At 57.2% G+C, this 17,452-nt stretch carries 22 protein-coding genes; 9 read left to right on the plus strand and 13 right to left on the minus strand.

All coding sequences use genetic code 11. From position 1 onward, the window contains the following. Positions 1-40: 40 nt before the first annotated feature. The 8 genes from H8K03_22220 to H8K03_22255 form a co-directional block, all read right to left on the minus strand. Positions 41-1,768, minus strand: coding sequence for an efflux RND transporter periplasmic adaptor subunit (locus tag H8K03_22220; protein UVT22786.1), 1,728 nt, complete (start codon positions 1,766-1,768; stop codon positions 41-43). Positions 1,769-1,784: 16 nt separating this feature from the next. Next, positions 1,785-3,074 (minus strand): TolC family protein, encoded by a 1,290-nt coding sequence (locus H8K03_22225; GenBank protein UVT22787.1) that lies wholly within the window; start codon positions 3,072-3,074, stop codon positions 1,785-1,787. Between the two features lie 147 nt (positions 3,075-3,221). Continuing rightward, complete coding sequence (locus H8K03_22230) at positions 3,222-3,596, minus strand: hypothetical protein (GenBank protein UVT22788.1); 375 nt, start codon at positions 3,594-3,596, stop codon at positions 3,222-3,224. A gap of 44 nt (positions 3,597-3,640) precedes the next feature. Next, positions 3,641-4,180 (minus strand): hypothetical protein, encoded by a 540-nt coding sequence (locus H8K03_22235; GenBank protein UVT22789.1) that lies wholly within the window; start codon positions 4,178-4,180, stop codon positions 3,641-3,643. Then, positions 4,177-4,581, minus strand: a complete 405-nt coding sequence (locus tag H8K03_22240) for a carboxymuconolactone decarboxylase family protein (protein ID UVT22790.1) — start codon at positions 4,579-4,581, stop codon at positions 4,177-4,179. Before H8K03_22240 ends, H8K03_22235 begins: the two co-directional genes overlap by 4 nt. Before the next feature lie 47 nt (positions 4,582-4,628). Further along, positions 4,629-4,982: a heavy-metal-associated domain-containing protein gene (locus tag H8K03_22245; protein UVT22791.1), complete on the minus strand. Its 354-nt coding sequence runs from the start codon at positions 4,980-4,982 to the stop codon at positions 4,629-4,631. A 95-nt stretch (positions 4,983-5,077) separates the two neighbouring features. Next, positions 5,078-5,467, minus strand: a complete 390-nt coding sequence (locus tag H8K03_22250) for a mercury transporter MerT (protein ID UVT22792.1) — start codon at positions 5,465-5,467, stop codon at positions 5,078-5,080. A 105-nt stretch (positions 5,468-5,572) separates the two neighbouring features. Then, on the minus strand, positions 5,573-6,013 hold the full coding sequence (locus H8K03_22255; GenBank protein UVT22793.1) for a heavy metal-responsive transcriptional regulator: 441 nt from the start codon (positions 6,011-6,013) through the stop codon (positions 5,573-5,575). A 277-nt stretch (positions 6,014-6,290) separates the two neighbouring features. Here H8K03_22255 and H8K03_22260 point away from each other — a divergent pair, with 277 nt between their 5' ends. From H8K03_22260 to H8K03_22300, 9 genes are all read left to right on the plus strand, one after another. Continuing rightward, positions 6,291-7,478, plus strand: a complete 1,188-nt coding sequence (locus H8K03_22260; GenBank protein UVT22794.1) for a methyltransferase domain-containing protein — start codon at positions 6,291-6,293, stop codon at positions 7,476-7,478. Then, positions 7,478-7,846: a winged helix-turn-helix transcriptional regulator gene (locus H8K03_22265; GenBank protein ID UVT22795.1), complete on the plus strand. Its 369-nt coding sequence runs from the start codon at positions 7,478-7,480 to the stop codon at positions 7,844-7,846. Before H8K03_22260 ends, H8K03_22265 begins: the two co-directional genes overlap by 1 nt. Positions 7,847-7,890: 44 nt before the next feature. Then, positions 7,891-8,928, plus strand: coding sequence for an arsenosugar biosynthesis radical SAM protein ArsS (gene arsS, locus H8K03_22270; protein UVT22796.1), 1,038 nt, complete (start codon positions 7,891-7,893; stop codon positions 8,926-8,928). A gap of 35 nt (positions 8,929-8,963) precedes the next feature. After that, positions 8,964-9,812: a phosphate ABC transporter substrate-binding protein gene (locus H8K03_22275; protein ID UVT22797.1), complete on the plus strand. Its 849-nt coding sequence runs from the start codon at positions 8,964-8,966 to the stop codon at positions 9,810-9,812. After that, complete coding sequence (pstC, locus tag H8K03_22280; protein ID UVT22798.1) at positions 9,769-10,647, plus strand: phosphate ABC transporter permease subunit PstC; 879 nt, start codon at positions 9,769-9,771, stop codon at positions 10,645-10,647. The genes H8K03_22275 and pstC overlap by 44 nt, the downstream gene beginning before the upstream one ends. Then, complete coding sequence (gene pstA, locus H8K03_22285; protein ID UVT22799.1) at positions 10,640-11,503, plus strand: phosphate ABC transporter permease PstA; 864 nt, start codon at positions 10,640-10,642, stop codon at positions 11,501-11,503. Before pstC ends, pstA begins: the two co-directional genes overlap by 8 nt. Continuing rightward, positions 11,503-12,339 carry a phosphate ABC transporter ATP-binding protein gene (locus H8K03_22290; protein ID UVT22838.1) on the plus strand — a complete coding sequence of 279 codons (837 nt, stop codon included), beginning with the start codon at positions 11,503-11,505 and terminating at the stop codon, positions 12,337-12,339. The genes pstA and H8K03_22290 overlap by 1 nt, the downstream gene beginning before the upstream one ends. 117 nt (positions 12,340-12,456) lie before the next feature. Next, on the plus strand, positions 12,457-13,179 hold the full coding sequence (locus H8K03_22295; protein UVT22800.1) for a winged helix-turn-helix transcriptional regulator: 723 nt from the start codon (positions 12,457-12,459) through the stop codon (positions 13,177-13,179). An 87-nt stretch (positions 13,180-13,266) separates the two neighbouring features. Next, complete coding sequence (locus H8K03_22300) at positions 13,267-13,656, plus strand: inorganic phosphate transporter (GenBank protein UVT22801.1); 390 nt, start codon at positions 13,267-13,269, stop codon at positions 13,654-13,656. Between the two features lie 259 nt (positions 13,657-13,915). Here H8K03_22300 and H8K03_22305 read toward each other — a convergent pair whose 3' ends face one another. The 5 genes from H8K03_22305 to H8K03_22325 are packed head-to-tail and all read right to left on the minus strand — an operon-like array spanning position 13,916 to position 17,397. Next, on the minus strand, positions 13,916-14,638 hold the full coding sequence (locus tag H8K03_22305; GenBank protein UVT22802.1) for a hypothetical protein: 723 nt from the start codon (positions 14,636-14,638) through the stop codon (positions 13,916-13,918). 11 nt (positions 14,639-14,649) lie between these two features. Further along, positions 14,650-15,540 (minus strand): nucleotidyltransferase, encoded by an 891-nt coding sequence (locus H8K03_22310; protein UVT22803.1) that lies wholly within the window; start codon positions 15,538-15,540, stop codon positions 14,650-14,652. Positions 15,541-15,546: 6 nt separating this feature from the next. Further along, the gene (locus tag H8K03_22315; GenBank protein UVT22804.1) at positions 15,547-16,053 is read right to left on the minus strand and encodes a hypothetical protein; all 507 of its coding nucleotides are present in this window, start codon (positions 16,051-16,053) and stop codon (positions 15,547-15,549) included. Position 16,054: 1 nt separating this feature from the next. Then, positions 16,055-16,522, minus strand: coding sequence for a hypothetical protein (locus H8K03_22320; GenBank protein UVT22805.1), 468 nt, complete (start codon positions 16,520-16,522; stop codon positions 16,055-16,057). Next, complete coding sequence (locus H8K03_22325) at positions 16,519-17,397, minus strand: AAA family ATPase (GenBank protein UVT22806.1); 879 nt, start codon at positions 17,395-17,397, stop codon at positions 16,519-16,521. Before H8K03_22325 ends, H8K03_22320 begins: the two co-directional genes overlap by 4 nt. Between the last annotated feature and the right edge of the window lie 55 nt (positions 17,398-17,452).

The raw sequence follows: 17,452 nt of genomic DNA on the forward strand, positions 1-17,452 counted from the left end.
CCTCCCATCCCGCGGGTGCCGAGACGCCCGCTTTTCCCAACTACAGGCCTCCCGCTACGACCGAAAACTGAAACTTCTCGGCAATGGGCGACCGTCCTGGCACTGCCACATTGACCGTTACTAGCCAAGTTCCGCCCATGCCGAACATCACCGTGCTTTCATAGAGTCCGTCTTTGGTATGGTGCGCCGTCACCTTGGAATCAGTCATGCCTGGCATCGGCATGGTATAGACGAACAAGACTTGCGCAGTGGTCACCGGCTGGCCGGTCTGATCTGTGACCTTGAGCCTGAGGAGAACCTCACCGACCTTGGGTGTTTCGGGAAGGGTTGTGAAGGTCAGAACATATCCTGCTACCTTGCGAGCTTCGGAGGTGGCTTTGGCTGAGTCCGAAGCCATGCCAGACATTCCGCTCATCCCTTTCATGCCCTCCATCCCTTTCAAGCCTTGCATGCCTTCTATCCCTTCCATTTTGCCTTCATGGGCACCGCGCATTTGCCAGTCAGCCATGCCAATTTGGCCCATCATGGCCTGCATACTCCCGGCCGAGGCCAGCTTGCTCTCGGCGTCCAACAAGAAATTGGCCGAGGTCACAACACGATCTCCTTCTTTGAGACCTTCGAGAACTTCCACGCGATCCTGGCTCTGTCGGCCAAGCTTGATCGGATAGGGCTGATAGATCCCTTGGTCTCGATCGAGAAACACCAGTTGCCGGAGGCCGGTATCCAGCACTGCCTCCTTCGGCACGACCAACGTCTTGACCGCAGCCGTCTGCAAGATCACGTTCCCATACATGCCTGGCTTCAGCTTCAGTTCAGGATTCGGAAATTCCGACCGTACCCGCACGGTGCGGGCTTCGGTATTCAGGGTCGGATAGACATAGGCGACCTTGCCGTGGAACGCCTCTCCCGGATAGGCGGCAAAGGTAACCGTTGCCGGCTGACCGACCTTTGTGGCCGCCACTTCTGATTCATAAATATCGGCGTAGATCCAGACCGTGGAGAGATCTGCGACCTCATATAGTGTCGTGCCCGGCTCCACATATTTCCCCGGCAAGGCCTCCCGTTTCATCACGATCCCGGAGGAAGGAGCGTACACCGTGAGCACCGGCTCTGCTTTGCCACGACGCTCCAGCGCGGCGATTTGTGCATCGGTCACATCCCAGAGGCGAAGCCGTTCTCGTGCGCTCACGACGAGGGCGGCGGCATTCTCCTTTGCGTCGGCCAGCAGACTGGCAGCCAATTGAGCCTGCGTCCTGACTGCCAACAGGTATTCCTCCTGGGTTGTAAGGAGATCTGGCGAGTAGATGGTAAAGAGCGGTTCGCCCTTGCGCACCGGCCGGCCGATCGAATCAACAAAGACCTTGCGGATCCATCCTGAAATTTTGAGAGTGACTTGGGTAAACCTACGTTCATCGTAGTCGACCGTCCCGACCGTGCGAATCTCTTGCTCCAATGTCGCGTAGCTCACCGGAGCACTGCGGACGCCGATCAACTGTCTCGCCACAGCCGGAACAGCCACAGCCCCGGACGGAGCGTCGGACATGCCTGGCATCGGTTCCAAGTCTCTCGTGGGCTTTGCGCCTTCCATCGACATCCCCTTCATGGACATATCTTCCAACTCATGGCCCTTCATCTCCCCACTTCCCTTCATCCCCGACATATCGTTCATCGCCCGATGCGCGGCGAAGAACCCGGCGACGACTCCGACGAACAGGCCGGCTACTGCGACACCGACAACAAGACTTTTTCTGCCTATGGCATGACTCATGGCGGATTCCTCCCTATTAGCTGTTTTCGTTCAGGTCGGTTCCGATCACTTGTTCAAGTTCCGCGAGTCGGTTCTCCCGCTCGACAAGCGCCCGGTAATACTCCAGCTGAAATCCTCGCAAGGATCGCTGGGTGTCAATAAGATCCAAGAACCCTCCTTTTCCCGCGCGATACCCCACTCGCGCCGCTTCCAAGTGCTGCACGGCCTGCGGCAGGATCGTGGTGTGATACAACGTCGCCACCTGTTCACTCGCCCGGACCTTGGCCAGGAGGTCGTTGATCTGAAACCGGGTCAGGTTTTCTAAGGTATGTTGCTGCGCCCGCGCGGCCGAGACCGCTGCCGCGGCTTCCTGCACGCCTGCGTCATACTTCGGCTTGGTCCAAAACGCGAACGGGATGCTCATCGCCACGTAGGCGCCGAATCCGTTGTTGGCCTGATAGTTCTGGAAGCGCTGAAACGCCACGTTGAAGTCCGGGTAGTACTGACGCTGGGCCAGCTCGTGGGACTGCTCGTTCCGCAGCACCGTCAGTTCAGCGACTTTCAGCTCCGGCCTGTCGTTCAGCGCGAGGCGGTGCAGTTCCTCGATGGTCTTGTCGAACGGCTTCTGAGACGGCTCTGGAGCAATTCCCAAAGGTGATGCAGGATCCCGATCCAGGAGCGTATTCAGCAACGCTTCGGCGGTTTCGCGGCGCTGTTCCAGGACAGGAAGCTGCTGCTGGAGCAGGGATAGCTCGACGTGGGCCTTGAGGACATCGGCCTGCGATCCCTTTCCCGTGCGGAACTTCGCGTTCGCAATCTCTACGAATTGTCTGACCAGATCCACCTGTTCATGATGGATCTGAACCGCTTTTTGCGCGAGAAACAGTTCGTAGTAAGCCTGCTTCAGGCGGGCGACCAGTTCTCGTTCCTTTGCACGAACCACCTGCGCGGTCATGTCGGCTGAACGGCTTGCCACATCGCCTTTGAGCGCAAGTTTGCCAGGGAATGGGACATTCTGCGAAAAGCCGAAGATCGTGTTGCCCGTTTGCGTGACGTTGAAGGTCTGCGGGAAATTCCACAACTGAACTGACAGGATCGGATCGTCCAATGACCGAGCTGGCGTAATCCGATTCGTGGCAGCTTCCCATTGCTTGCGCGCCGCCACAAGTTCAGGATTTTTGGCCAAGGCTTCCGGGATCAAGTCTGGTAACACCAAGGACGGTTGCGCAGTGTGTTCGACGGCATGGGCGATATGGCGCGCATTTATCGCGAAGGTCATGCTCACAACTGTTATGGTCAGCAGCCAAAACCGAATTGATAGAGTCATGTGATGGCCCTCCCAAAAACTTTCCCGTCCACGATTGCCGCGGATCTCGGGCCCTGTCTTGCTCCAGAAGGAGCAGCTGAGTGAATCGCGGTCCGGCGTCGGGCCGGGAACGCGACGATGAGACAGTTGAAGGAAGAACCGAGGAGATCAGATACGAAGCACGGTGCTTGCGAGAGACTGATGCGGAGGAGAACTCGATTCGAGAGACTGAGATGGGTGGAAAATACTCTTGAACTGGTAGCTCACGGCTGGGAGTGCGACCGGAGCATGATCTGCCGACCAATGATGGTCCATGAGTAACGAAAAAGACTGAGAGGAGGACCCGACTCCTAGAGTTTTGAAGGCGTCGCACAACTGCCGAACCGGTTCCTCCACGGGAGTTGAACAGCCGTTTGCCATCGAGGCATCGGTGGTCCCCGATAGTGGCAGGAGACAGGCGTAGGCGTTGAAACTGAACGCCAGCAGAAACACCACGATCGTTGCGGCAAGAAATGATCGGGAGTGATAGGAACCTAATCGCATAGCGTCAGTCTATCCCTCGTCCAGGTCAAGCGTCAACGGTATCTCTAATACACAATCACTCGGTCAGCGGATGCGAACATCTCCACCATGTTGGTCAGCGAAACAGGGGTCACTGAAGAGGCAACTCGCGCAGGATCGATGTTGTAGAGGAGCATCATGGTCTGATTTCCGTAGATTTCAACGCCCAACTTGTTCTTGAGAACATCGAAGTACTCGCCATAGTTGTGCGGCACCTGCTCCAGCGGCACGCCCATCTGCTCCGACAGGCTTTGTCGTTCTCGCTCAGGCAGGCCAGCGCGATCCAGCGCAGTGGACTCGGAGCCGACGAGCTTCCTGAACCATCCGAATCCCTTGGTCACTGACGTGACGGCGCTCGCATCCACCAGAATCGTGACCTTGTGGCCCGCTTTCACCGCAGCCCAGGCCACATTCGGCACGGCACAAATTTGCGCATCATCCAGCCCGAGGGATGTCTTCATATGGATCAGTAAGTTGGCTGCGGAGGCTTCTCTTACCCCTAATCCAACGCTTACCATGAGTGCCATGAACATTCCGATGACGAAGAACATAATTCGGTGATTCATGATGCGCTCTCCTCACTCTTATGGCTCATAGATTGGTGGTCGCAGCAACCCGACGCGGCCGAAGCCGGCCTACTATCGAGGCATTCCTTGTAAGCAGCAAAGGCCTTCAGCGCCCACTCCTCTCCGGGGCAGCCCTGCATGGTCATGGCGACTTCGAGGAACTCGATCAGTTCCTCCTGCGTGATGCCTTTGTCGTACGCCATCTGCACGTACGCACGAATGCAGGGTTCGCAGCGGATCGCGATTGAAATCGCCATGGACGAGAGCAGTTTATACTTCGCTGGGACCGCCGCGTCTCGATAGGCTTCCTGGCGCATACGCAGCAGTCCGCCAGTGACTTTCGGACTCAACTTCCTGAGTTCGGCGAATAGTCCAGCTTCAACATTGGTTGTCTGATCCATGATGTTGTCTTCCTCCTCCCGCGCACCGCTCACCTCCTGCCCCTCGCCTACTTTTCGAGCACCCGCGCCTTGTATGCCGACAGCGGGCTACCAGCCCCTTCGATGGCCTTGACCAGCGCCTCCGTACCCACTTTGTTCGCATCGAACGTCACCGAGGCTCGCGTATCCGAATAATCGGAGAAAATGACCCACTTTGTTCCCACCCTGAACTCGACCGTGCTGACGCCCGGAACCTTGGCGAGCGCTTCCTTCACGTCCTTGACGCAAGCCCCGCACGTCATGCCGTCGATCTGCAAGGTCACCGTCCGAAGCCTCCGGTTCTCAGCCGCAAGACCATGGAACTCCGTCAGCGGAAGCGTCGCCACCCCAACAAGAAGACACGTCCGAATCACGTGCCACATGCCTGATCACCTTCCTCCAAGAGATAACTCAGAGCGAATAGTCGTGCCGGCCGCATCAGACCGATCCCTCACTGATCACCCGTCACCTCTCCCTCTCACAGAGCTAACCAATACGGTGCCAAGACCAACAGCAAGGCCAGGGCTGCTATCAGCCACAGCCACGTCCGGTTCGGCCCACTCGCTGATCGAGCAGCACTTCCGACCTCTGTCGCGCACGCGGCCGAGGGGTTCCGGTACGCGTAATAGAAACTCATGCCAAGTAAGAGCAAGGTCAGGCCGATAAACCACGGCCTGTAGGGCAACAAGGCTTTCAAGGTTCCGGCTGTGCCGGCCAGGAACCCTGTGGCCCCCACACCCACACCGAGTGCTGCGAACACCACCGGCCCGATGCAGCAGATCGAGGCGAAAACCGAGGCCACCAGCCCGCCAATCATCGTTGCCGTCCCGCCTTTCGTCATGTAAACAGCCTTCCGATCAGCGTCCATACCTGACTCACCACCGCGAACAGACAGAACCCCGATCATTCTTCATACGGACACATGGCCCTCACCTCGTTCACAACGCCGTCAATCGTCAGTATTGGCTTGCTCTCACTCATTCCCTGTACGACTTCTTCCTAACGCCTTGTCTTCACTGTCCAGGCTCGCCAGAATAGGGCATCGATTCGTCGGCCGTCTGGCCCGGCAGGTTCGGATCAAGTGTCGCAGCGCCGTCGCCAGCGCTTGCAGATCCCGCACTTTCGCCCCCACGTGTTTCAACTTGGCCTCGGCTTTTCGTTGAACATCACCACAGCGGGCTTTCGAGCTGACCTGAAGATCAAGCAGTTCCTTGATCTCATGGAGCGTGAAGCCCAACGCCTGCGCATTCTTGATGAACCGCAGCCGCCTTTGAGCTTCTCTGTTGTAGAGCCTGTAGCCGGATGGCAGCCGAGAGGTGGGGCCGAGTATGTGGCGTCGTTCGTAGTAGCGAATCGTTTCGATATTCACCGCAGCAGCTTTTGCGAATTGTCCAATTGTGAGTTCGGTCGGCATGTCCACCTCATCGATGACGATACACCCTGTACCATAGTACTGAGTCAAGAGGGCTGTGTGTCTTTCATCCTCTTCCAAGCCATAAGGATCTCTTTCACGGGTGACTTTCCTCGACTGCCTCCACGGTCCAGAGACTGGTAATGGTGTGACTGTAAGCTAGCTCACAGAAGCGAGAGGCTTTTCCCTGTATATGGACCTATACACGTATCTCGATAGACGTAGGATCGATATAAAAAGAACAGATCTTTCACGAAAAGTAGTGTCACAAGAGGAGACTATGCTGATCGATGACATCACCCAGAAAGTCAGTGACCGGTATGCGCGGGCTGCCGCGACAGGCGAGCAGATGTGTTGTCCGACGAGTTACGACCTCCCAGAATTGAAGTCGTTTATTCCGGACGAGGTACTCAAGATTTCCTATGGGTGCGGCACGCCAGCCGGTTTAAAGACCGTCCGTTCCGGCGAGACGGTCCTCGATATTGGTTCCGGTGGAGGAATCGACTGCTTCGAAGCCTCACGCCTGGTCGGACCATCCGGGCATGTGATTGGCATCGATATGACGGACACGATGTTGGAGATCGCGCGCCGCAATGCGCCGATCGTAGCAGTCAATCTGGGCTATGCCTCCACGAATGTGGAGTTTCGAAAAGGGATGGCGGACGCGATGCCGGTGGACGACAACGTGATCGATCTCATCATTTCCAATTGCGTCATTAATCTGGCACCGGATAAGCACAAGGTCTTCCGTGAGATGTTCCGTGTCACGAATCCAGGGGGACGTTTTACGATTTCCGATATCGTGTCGGACCAGCAGGCCCCGCAATACCTGATTCATGATGCAGAGAAATGGGGTGATTGTCTCTCAGGTGCGTTGACGCTCGCGAACTATATTGCCGGTATGGTGGAAGCCGGGTTTCTCGGTATCCATCTCGTCTCATTCTCTCCCTGGCAGGTCATCGACGGCATTCACTTTTTCTCCGTAACGCTGACCGGCTATAAACTCGCGGCGCAACCCACGGACCCGACCGCTTGTTACGCGACACTTCGGGGCCCCTTCAGCCGCGTGGTGGATGAATGTGGCATCAGCTACCCACGAGGGGTCTCACAGCCAATCGGGCCCGAGACGGCGCTGCTGCTGAGTCAGCCTCCGTTCGTCCCATATTTTGTGCTCTCCCATGAACCAATCTCGTTCGAACGATCCGATGCGCGCTGGTGGGCGGTGTTGCCCGCACAAGCCCCTTGCATGTGGAAAGGGGACTTCGCGCTATTCGCAGGACCGTTTCTCGAAGTGGCCGATGACGATCATCACGTCTATCGACGGGGAGCACCGCTGGAGGTGTGCTCCAAGACCCTCACGGTGTTGACAACCGAGGGGTACGCTCCGCATTTCGCGATCATCAATCGCGCTGGCCAACGTGTGAATGGCGGCGAGGTCACCTGTGCGCCCAATGGAGGCTGCTGCTGATGAAGTCCGACTCCACCGGAATTATGCTCACCGTGGACCAATGCGCCCTGACGCTCAAGGCCCTGGCGGACCACACGCGGTTGCGCATCCTGGAGTCGTTACTGGTTGAGGAGAAATGCGTGATGGACCTTGTGCGGTACTTACACTGTCCACAACCGCAGATCTCCCATCATCTCCGGATTCTCCGAGATGCCAGATTAGTTGAAGGAATTCGGGAGGGCCAGCAGGTGTGTTATCGCATTGCGCCACGGGTTCAACACGTGCTGGCCAATCGGCAAGGACGGGCGCTCAACTTCGGATGTTGCGAGCTGCGATTCCCGGACCCGGTGTTGAGCCATGGTAAGCATAGGACGCACCTCCTGACGTGATGGTGGATTTTCGAGGTGCTTCTCGCGTGCTCACGGAGACACACATGCCACTGACTTTACTCGGACGACAGAATCCTCTGGCCTCCTCCAATGAACAGCTCAAGGTGCTTATGAGCACAGGTGGTTGTCCTCCGTTCGAACGGCGTCTCGAGCAGGCCAGCCTCTTTCCGCTCCATGCCACGGGGATCACCATCCTTCAGATCAACGTCGGCAAACTCTGCAACCAAACCTGCGGACATTGTCACGTGGATGCGGGGCCGGATCGTACTGAAATCATGTCGGACGAGATAGCCGATCTCTGTCTCGCGGCGTTGGCGAGGACAGACATTCCCACCATCGATATCACGGGCGGGGCACCGGAGCTCAACCCGAACTTTCGCCGCCTGGTCAAAGGGGCCCGTGCGCTCGGCCGTCATGTGATGGATCGATGCAACCTGTCCGTGTTGCTGCTTCCCTCCCAAGCGGATCTGGCTGAGTTTCTGGCCGCCCACCATGTTGAAATCATTGCCTCGCTTCCGGCCTATCTTGCCAGTCAAACTGATGCGCAGCGGGGGAAGGGAATCTTTGAGAAATCCATCGAGGCCCTCACGCGTTTGAACAGACTCGGGTACGGGCGACCGGAGAGCGGCCTCGCCCTGAACCTTGTGTACAATCCGGTCGGCGCGTTTCTCCCCCCAAAGCAAGAGGCGATCGAAGCTCAATTTCGGAAAGAGCTCCGGAGGCGGTATGGTATCGAGTTTACCCGTCTCTATACCATCACCAACATGCCGATCAGCCGTTTTCTAGAGTTCCTGACCGAGAGTGGTAATTACGACGCCTATATGGAACGGCTGGTCACTGCCTTCAATCCTACCGCTGCGGCAGGCGTCATGTGCCGATCGATGATTTCCGTGGGGTGGGACGGCATCCTGTACGATTGCGACTTCAATCAGATGCTCACGCTGCCGGTCAAGGAAGAGATGCCGCGCCATATTCGCGACTTTGATCCGACCCGCCTCGGCACACGCAGGATTGTGATGGGCAATCACTGCTACGGGTGCACAGCCGGCGCTGGCTCGTCCTGCGGAGGAGCGGTCGCGTGATTCATTCCGCATCTCTATTACATGGAGATATCTACATGCTGACATGGTTATGCTCGATCGTCCCCAAGAAGTCCCTGTTCCTGGCCGCATACTCGATCGCTGGCCTTCTGTCTCTCCCGGCATCAGCCGCCGATCAACTGACCGGAAAGCTCATCATCACCGGATCGAGTACCATAGCTCCGGTCATTTCCGAGATTGGGAAACGGTTTGAATCGGTACACCCCGGCACGCGGGTAGACGTGCAAACCGGTGGCTCCTCACGCGGCATCGCGGATGCTCGCCAAGGACTCGCTGATATTGGAATGGTCTCGCGTGCACTGAAGGAGGACGAGGGAGACCTCCATGCATTTATGATTGCCCGTGATGGTATCGGGATCATTGTTCATAAGGAGAACCCGGTCCAGATTCTCACCGACGAGCAAATCATCGCGATCTATACGGGCAAGATCACCAATTGGACGGTGATAGGAGGGAAAGACGCGGCCATCACCGTCGTGAACAAAGCGGAGGGCCGATCTACACTTGAATTATTCTTGCATCACTTCAAGATCAAGAATGTGGACGTGAGGGCTCAGGTCGTGATCGGTGACAACGAACAGGGAGTTAAAACCGTCGCGGGCAATCGAAATGCCATCGGGTATGTCTCCATCGGCACGGCCGAATACGATGAATCTCAAGGCGTACCCATTAAACTCCTTCCGATCGGAGGAGTTGCTGCTTCCACCGAAAATGTGCGGAACGGAACCTTTCCCCTTGCCCGTCCTCTGCACATCATCACCCGGACTCCCCCTGTTGGATTGGCCAAGGCCTTTATCGGCTATGCACAGTCCAAAGCCGCGCATGACATCATCAAGGAGCAATACTTTGTCCCATTGGTCGACTGACGGTCTCCTGTGCTGGCTCTTGCGCGGCATTGCCACAATCGCCGGCGTGATCGTTGTGCTCATCGTGGCCTTCCTGATCGTGGAAGCGTTTCCCGTCCTCCATCACGTAGGTCTGCGACGATTCTTTACCGATCCTTCCTGGCATCCAGCCCAGGGCTTGTACAACCTCACGCCGATGCTGTGGGGTACCCTGTTCGCCATGGCTGGGGCGGTGATGGTCGCCACCCCACTGGGCATTCTCTCTGCCGTATTCTGCCACTACTATGCGCCGCCAGCCGTTGCCCGACCCTATCGGCGCCTGATCGAGTTGCTCGCAGGCATTCCATCTGTGGTCTATGGTTTGTGGGGACTCGTGGTGCTGGTCCCGCTGATTGGGGAGATACACCCCCCTGGACCCAGCCTATTGGCGGGTATCGTAATCCTCGCGATTATGATTCTTCCCACCATCGCCTTGATGGCAGACGCGAGTCTGGCTAACGTGCCGCCACATTACTTGCGTGGCGCGGCAGCATTAGGTCTGCCACGATGGGCAACGGTCCAAGGAATTGTGTTCCCTGCAGCGAAATCAGGATTGTTCACCGGAGTCATCCTTGAGACTGGTCGGGCCATCGGCGAGACGATGGCGATTCTGATGGTCTGTGGGAACGTGGTCCAGACTCCTTCCAGCTTCTTCGACCCTATCCGGACACTGACCGCCAATATTGCCTTAGAAATGGCCTATGCGCTCGGTGACCATCGTTCCGCGTTATTCGTCAGTGGGCTGGTCTTGATGGCCATGGTTGTGGCGCTTGCCGTCTCGGCGGAATGGATCAGTCGCGGGAGAATTTATGGCTGAGACTCTGAGCCAACCACAGAATTCCCGTGAATGGCTTGCATTCGTTCTCGTCTGGGGAGCGGCAGCGCTCGTGACCGCCACATTGTGCTGGCTGCTGGGGGACATCGTTCGGCATGGACTGAGCCACGTCTCCTGGACGTTTCTGACTGCCCCCCCGGAGAACGCTGGGCGCCGAGGCGGGATCGGCCCTATCCTGGTTTCGACATCCTTGATTCTGGGAGTCTGTCTCGCTGTATCCCTCCCCATTGGTATCGGCACCGCCGTCCTCCTCGCCGAATTTACATCGGACCAAAGCCTGTTCGGGCGGATGACCCGCCGTAGCCTCGACGTCCTGGCTGGTGTGCCGTCGATCGTCTTCGGCCTGTTCGGCAACGCGTTCTTTTGCAAGACGCTGGGGCTCGGCTTTTCGATCCTCTCCGGCGGGCTGACTCTGGCCTGCATGGTGTTGCCGATCTTGATCCGATCAACGGAGGAAGGGTTTCGCGCCGTGCCGACTAGTTACCGGATTTCCGCCGCGGCACTAGGACTGTCGCGCACCACAACCCTTGTTCACCTCTTGCTACCGGCAGCGGTACCCGGTCTCTTGGTTGGTCTGGTCCTTGGAGTCGGCCGTGCGATTGCCGAGACGGCTGCACTCATCTTCACAAGTGGCTATGTGGATCGGATGCCGGAGTCGCTGCTCGATTCCGGTCGCGCGCTGTCTATCCACATCTTCGATCTCTCCATGAATGTGTCCGGCGGAGACGCGAATGCCTATGCCTCAGCGCTGGTCTTAATTATCATGTTACTCGCCATCAACGGTACCGCCTCCTGGCTGGCAACATACGGGCTCCACCGAAAGGTCGTGACAGTATGATGCCGGTCGAACCCATTACAGGGTCGCGCCCCCGACATCCGCTCGAAGATCGACCTGCTTGCTGTGAGCCTCAACCCTTCGTTGCAATAGATCGGCTCAGCTTGCACTACGGCAACAAGCCGGTGTTTGAGGACGTGACGTTGGCGATCAACAAGGGATGCATCACGGCTCTCGTGGGACCGTCAGGATGCGGGAAGACTAGCTTCCTCACATGTTTGAACCGCCTGACCGATCTGATCGCCGGGTGTCGTGTAGCGGGACGTATCACCATTGATACCTTCGATGTGTTGGCATCGGAGACCGATGTCATCCGACTTCGTCGTCGCGTCGGCATGATCTTCCAGAAACCAAATCCCTTTCCCTTATCGATTCGGAAAAACCTCGAATTCTCTTTGCGCGAGCATGGGCTACGGAATCGAGAGCAGATGGCGCGGACGATTGAGAGCACGCTCCACGATGTCGGATTATGGGACGAAGTCAAGGATCGCCTGGACTCGCCGGCCTTGGCCTTGTCCGGCGGCCAACAACAACGCCTCTGTATTGCCAGAGCACTGGCCCTTTCACCGGAAGTGCTGCTCATGGATGAGCCGTGTAGCGCACTCGATCCGCTCTCCAGCGGCGTGGTCGAAGATTTGATTGTGAGTCTGCGGGGACGCTATACCATCCTGATCGTCACCCACAACCTGGCGCAGGCTCGACGCATCGCGGACTATGCCGCGCTCTTCTGGGTTCAAAACGGAACGGGACGGTTGATCGAGACGGGAACCGCCAAGCAGATATTTGAAGAACCCCGTGATCCACTGACTGCGGCCTATGTCAGTGGAATGAGAGGATAGCCGCAGGCTGCTTCTTCGATCAAGCTCTATCGAGTAGAGGGCGGCATGGGTAGCCTATCTGGGCGGCCTTCGGCAGAAGTCACGGGAGGATATCGATTACGTGGAGGCCTGCGTTGTATGAAAGCAACTAACAGAGCAAAATCCCTCGAGACGGTCGTCGCCTTCAAATCTCTTCAGATTCAGATAGTGGAGGACAGCAAGCGCTCGAAGACTGCTCAATTAACGTTCGATCGGGAGCCGGATAGTTCTCGTAAAGCACGGACTATGATTGTGAGAGAGAAATCTTTAGAAGCTTTCGATCCGGCCTCCCATGATTTTTCAACGATGGCGCACGTTGTCATGCTTCCCGTATTAGTTGCGGCACGCGAAGACTTGTCTGAAACGGAGGGAGGGAGTTCGGTTCAAATGGATTCTGGTTCAGGTTTCGATCAAGGTGGCATCACCACTCCAGTCAGTTCGGAGGAAGATTCGAATGGTCCCCATTCGGAACGGTCTCGATATGTCTATGGCTCCCTGATTCTTGATAGATCCCGGCATGAAGTGGTAGTACAGGGTCGGGAAATCGTATTGACCAGAAAAGAATTTGATCTACTTGAGTGTCTGCTCAAGTATCCAGGACATGTGCGACCCCGAGAAGTTCTGCTGAACGCCGTATGGGGGTACGACTACTACGGAACGACCAGGACAATAGACGTCCATATACGCCGACTCAAGCAAAAGATTCCCATGCTGAATCGAGCGATCGTGAGTGTGAGAGGTCTGGGATATAAGCTTACAGACAGAGCCATCAATGTTGGTACAGACCCATGGTGCTGTGCCTGCGGCGATCTGAAAGATTGAAAGGCATAGGAGAGTGCTTGAACTGAACACGATCAGCTTGTCCTAGGAACTACGTCAATCAGGGCGGGAGAAGTGTGATTCATATGAGTGGCCCGGTCTGGCCAGGAACTGTGGGAGTTGCGCGGGATCGCCGATTATCGGATCACCATTCTGTGGGGAACGATCTGGACGACCATCGGCGCTGGGCTTTCGGGATGGGTCGCCACCGCGATGGTGAAGACCTTCAGACAAGGACTCCTGGCGCCAGACACTCCTTCATCGCCCATCCTTGCAGCCGGCGTGCTGGCTGGCGCAGTCCTGTGGGAGCTGGTTGCTTCAAGGAACGGTTTGCCTGTTTCCACCGCCCATGCACTAACCGGCGCGATCGTCGGGGTAGGCCTCCTTACATTTGAGGCTGAGGGTCTAATGACGCGGGAGTTCCCCACCTGGGAGGGTGGGGGTGTGAGCGGGGAGCCGTCTGTTGGTCGCACGGTTTAGACGACTGACTGGTCACAGGCGCTAAGTCATCACTCGTTCAGCATGTGCCGGCTGATGGCTACAGACTTGCCTCAAGAAAGACTGCCTCTGACGGGTAGGTGTTCGGCCTGTTCAGACCGTCACGGTTAGGCTTTGGAAAGCACCCAATTTCAATCCATCGGGAAGGACAGTATCGAGTTTTCAACAGAGGCATCGAGATGTGAGACTGCCCGAGGTATTGAACTGTTCTTTCTGTGGAGAAAAGCGATCAACTGTCAGTTCACATCGCGAGCCATTTGGCATAGGCCCGGACATCAATCATCGGAACGGTTGCGCTACTCTGAAGCCGTGCAATGAGCTCCAGCAGGAACGCGGTTGCAGGTTTCCCCTGGGGCGTGATGGTGTAACACCCAGCCCTGTCCAAACCAAATATCCCATGCGCCGCCACACAGCCTAGATCCAAACGGCGATCCCCTTGGCTTCGCTCCAATGCGTCGGTCAGTGGCTTCCCAAGGGCCGGGCTCCAGTTGCTCTCAAAGGTCAACAGTCCGCCCAGAATATGCGGCAAGGGTTTCGGTGGATAGACCCCGCCGGCGTGAGGAATTGGCAGGCTGGTTCGGTGGAGTTTGCGCACGCTTTCAACCTTAATCTGAGCATACTCCACCTCGCCCGCGTTGATGGCCTGCTTCGCTTCGAACACGCCATAGACGCTTTCTGCAGGGACAACGATCTGACCTTCGTAGTCAAAGATAAATGGCGAGTACTGCCGGTCAAAGATCACGATGTCCATCTGCTGACTGAAAACCCCCTCGCTGTCGACGACGTGAGACTTCTTGGCCTGATAGCGCTGGGGGAGATATTTTTGTAGCAGCTCAAGCCACACGTGCTCGCTGGCATCACCCTTGGTCGTCGAGTGCCCGAACGACTCCCGGGCGCGCGCGAGGCGATGTTCGATGTCGTCGTGGAGATTCGCCAATAGTTTCGCAAGGGACCAGGTGTTCATTCATCCACCCGTTATGAGAGGGGAAAATATTCCCCGAGAATCTCACGCCAGATACGTAGACTCTCGCCCTGGCGGCCGCTTTCCTCTGCTCGTCGCGCAATCGTAGCCTTGCGTTGCGCCTCCTGCAGCGCTTTCCTCGCGGCGGCACTAAGGGTTGGTGTCATCTGGTCAGACACAGGAGGGCCCAGACCGGCTGGATCCGGCCACGGTCGACCGATGTTGGCCTCTAGCGCAGCAAAGAGGTTGCGGATCTCGTCGGGATAGTTTGAGAATGGCGCTTCCACGAGCTCCAGGGCCATGACCTCAATGAGGAACGAAGGCTTAATCGGCTTACCACTCGTTCGGTTCCAGCCTTTTGCCATCTTCACGAGCGGCACCCAGCGCCCGCTTAGTTCCTTGTTCTTGGCCGTCGATCGTTCCTGGTGCACTTCTGGATTTGTCTTAATCCAAGTCCCCGTGATCTTGTCAGGGATTTCGTACTCGTCTTTACCGGACTGAAATGCAGGGACCGAGTCGATGCTCAGCACCTTACCGTCATGTTCCTCGGGATAGTAGCTCTTCGCGAATTCCACCGTAACTGAGCGTCGCCCGATCTCCACCTGCCCCGGTTCGACGTACTTCTGCTTCAGGCACTTCTCAAACGCCTGCAGCGTGTCAATCGGAGGCTTTTCACGCCGCCAAAGTTCCGCTGGACCGAGGACAAACAGCACGTCCACGTCTTTCAGCGGTTTGGTCTTGGTATGGCGGCTGTACGAACCGGAGAGAAAATCTTGTGTCAGGTCAAACGATGACCGAATGCAGTTCCGCACATCCTGTTGCCGGTTTGCGGCATCGTTTTTCTCGGTCTCACTCAGCTCGAGGCGTTGCCGGAATTTGTCGAAAGCCTGCGTGGTAGTCAACATGGCTCCCTATCTCCAGTACGTGACGCCTGCAGTCATATGACCTGTGGCGATCACCGTGCCGGCTTGTCGTGCCGAAAGATGGCTCGTTGACAGGAAAGCGCAATCACAAAGGCCGTCCACCCAGGGTGCCCTATCGCTTGTGCAAAGCACAATACGATAGACGCAGTCGTTCGTAGGTCGACTGGCCTTCGCGATGAGTTGCCGGAGATAGTTCTTGTCGAGCCACATATCGTCGTTAATCCCTGAGCCAGAGTAGCCAACAGGAAATTCCCAACGTGCGGCGACTGCCGTCGCGCCTGGCCTATAAAATTCGACAACGACGTTCGTCAGATGCCCGCTGCGCAGCCACGTCCGGATACCACGTTCGATCGTCTCCCAATCCTGCATCAGCTTTTCAGGGCTGAGGCCATTCTCGCGGATCACCTCGCGGAGCGTGTTACGAAGGTTGTCGCTGAGAAAGACGATGCTGTGGGTCTGCGTATAGGTCGTGGTCTGTGCATACGCGACGGTCATATTATCCTTTCAGGTGCCAATCAACGACGATGGGACTGCTCGCTTTACTAGTTACACTGAATTCTTCGGTCTCGGCCCACTCTTCTTCAGCCACGTCGAACACCCGTATGCGAGGCGACGTCTTCGCCAGTGACGCTGTGACCCATGCCATGTCCTCGCGGGCGCAGGGGACGTGCATGGTCCAATCCCCGGCGGTTGGGTTCCAGCCTAAAGAATCCACCGCACTTCCTTCCTCGATCGCCGCCATGCCATACCGGCAATAGATACGAAGCTGCGGGCCAACTCCCTCGAGCACAATGGGACGAGCCGCCGGATGCTCGTCGGTGATGAGCGAGCCCATGACTCCGCTAACGGCCTTAAGCTGCTGGATGTCGCGCGAATCCACACCAGTAACGAGACCAATAATCTGCTGCCATGTCTCGGTCGCGGAACGGTGAGGGATGGAACTGATGTCGCGCCGTACTCTCATTGGCTTATTCCCTTCTGGACTTTCAGGGCCTGCCGGAACGAGGATTCAATCTGCGAGACCGTGAGCCGGTTGGGGTCTTTGGCGGTCTCAAGATCGGAGGCCATTGCGGCGAAAATCCCCTTGCGGATGCGTCGGCCATCAAGGCCATCAGCTGCTTTCGCCAAACGGTCTGCCTGCCCTTCGAGAGCCTTCACATTTCTCCACACACTGCCGACCGACCTCAGCGTATCGGCGATGATCTCTGAACGGGCGATCGCGTTTGGAAGACCGATCTCCTCCACATGGTCGGCGCGAGACAGCACCGCGGCGTCGAGCGCGTCCGGAAAATTTGTCGTTGCGATGAGCAGGATGTTACGGTGGTCGCGTGTGAGCCGGTCCATGCCAGCTAAGGCCGCATCTGTGGCCCGGTGGACATCGATGGGATTGGCCTCAAGGCTGAGGCGATGGCGGGAAACGGCGAGGGTCTCCACCTCGTCCAGCAACACAATCGCAACGCCATCCATCCCCAGCTCGGGAATCGTCTGTTCGAACAGCTTGGCGACAGCCTGTTGACTGCGACCGAGGGCTGAGCTGGTCAGAGCGTGCGGATCAATCTCAGCAAATGTGGTCTTGGTTCCTGGAAGGCGCTCGGCGATCTGATTGGCCAGCCCTCGACCTAGCGTCGTTTTGCCTGTCCCGGGTGCGCCGGTCAGGAGGATCAGGCCGTGGATCGGGGCCTCGGCGAACGGGAGTTGCTGGCGCACCGTGAGTGCAAGGAGGGCCTGCGCGAGCAGGCGTTCGCGGACGCCTGCCTCCAGTTTGATCGATGTCCAGGCTGGAGAGAAGTCTTTATGAGGCAGCTGACACTGACGCGCCACGCCTACAGGATTGCTCATGTGGTGCGCTCACTCATAGCGTAAGAATGCCCAGCTTGAATCCACTTGCATTGCT

Origin of the sequence: Nitrospira sp. (genome assembly GCA_024760545.1) — a bacterium.
Lineage (GTDB): Bacteria > Nitrospirota > Nitrospiria > Nitrospirales > Nitrospiraceae > Nitrospira_D.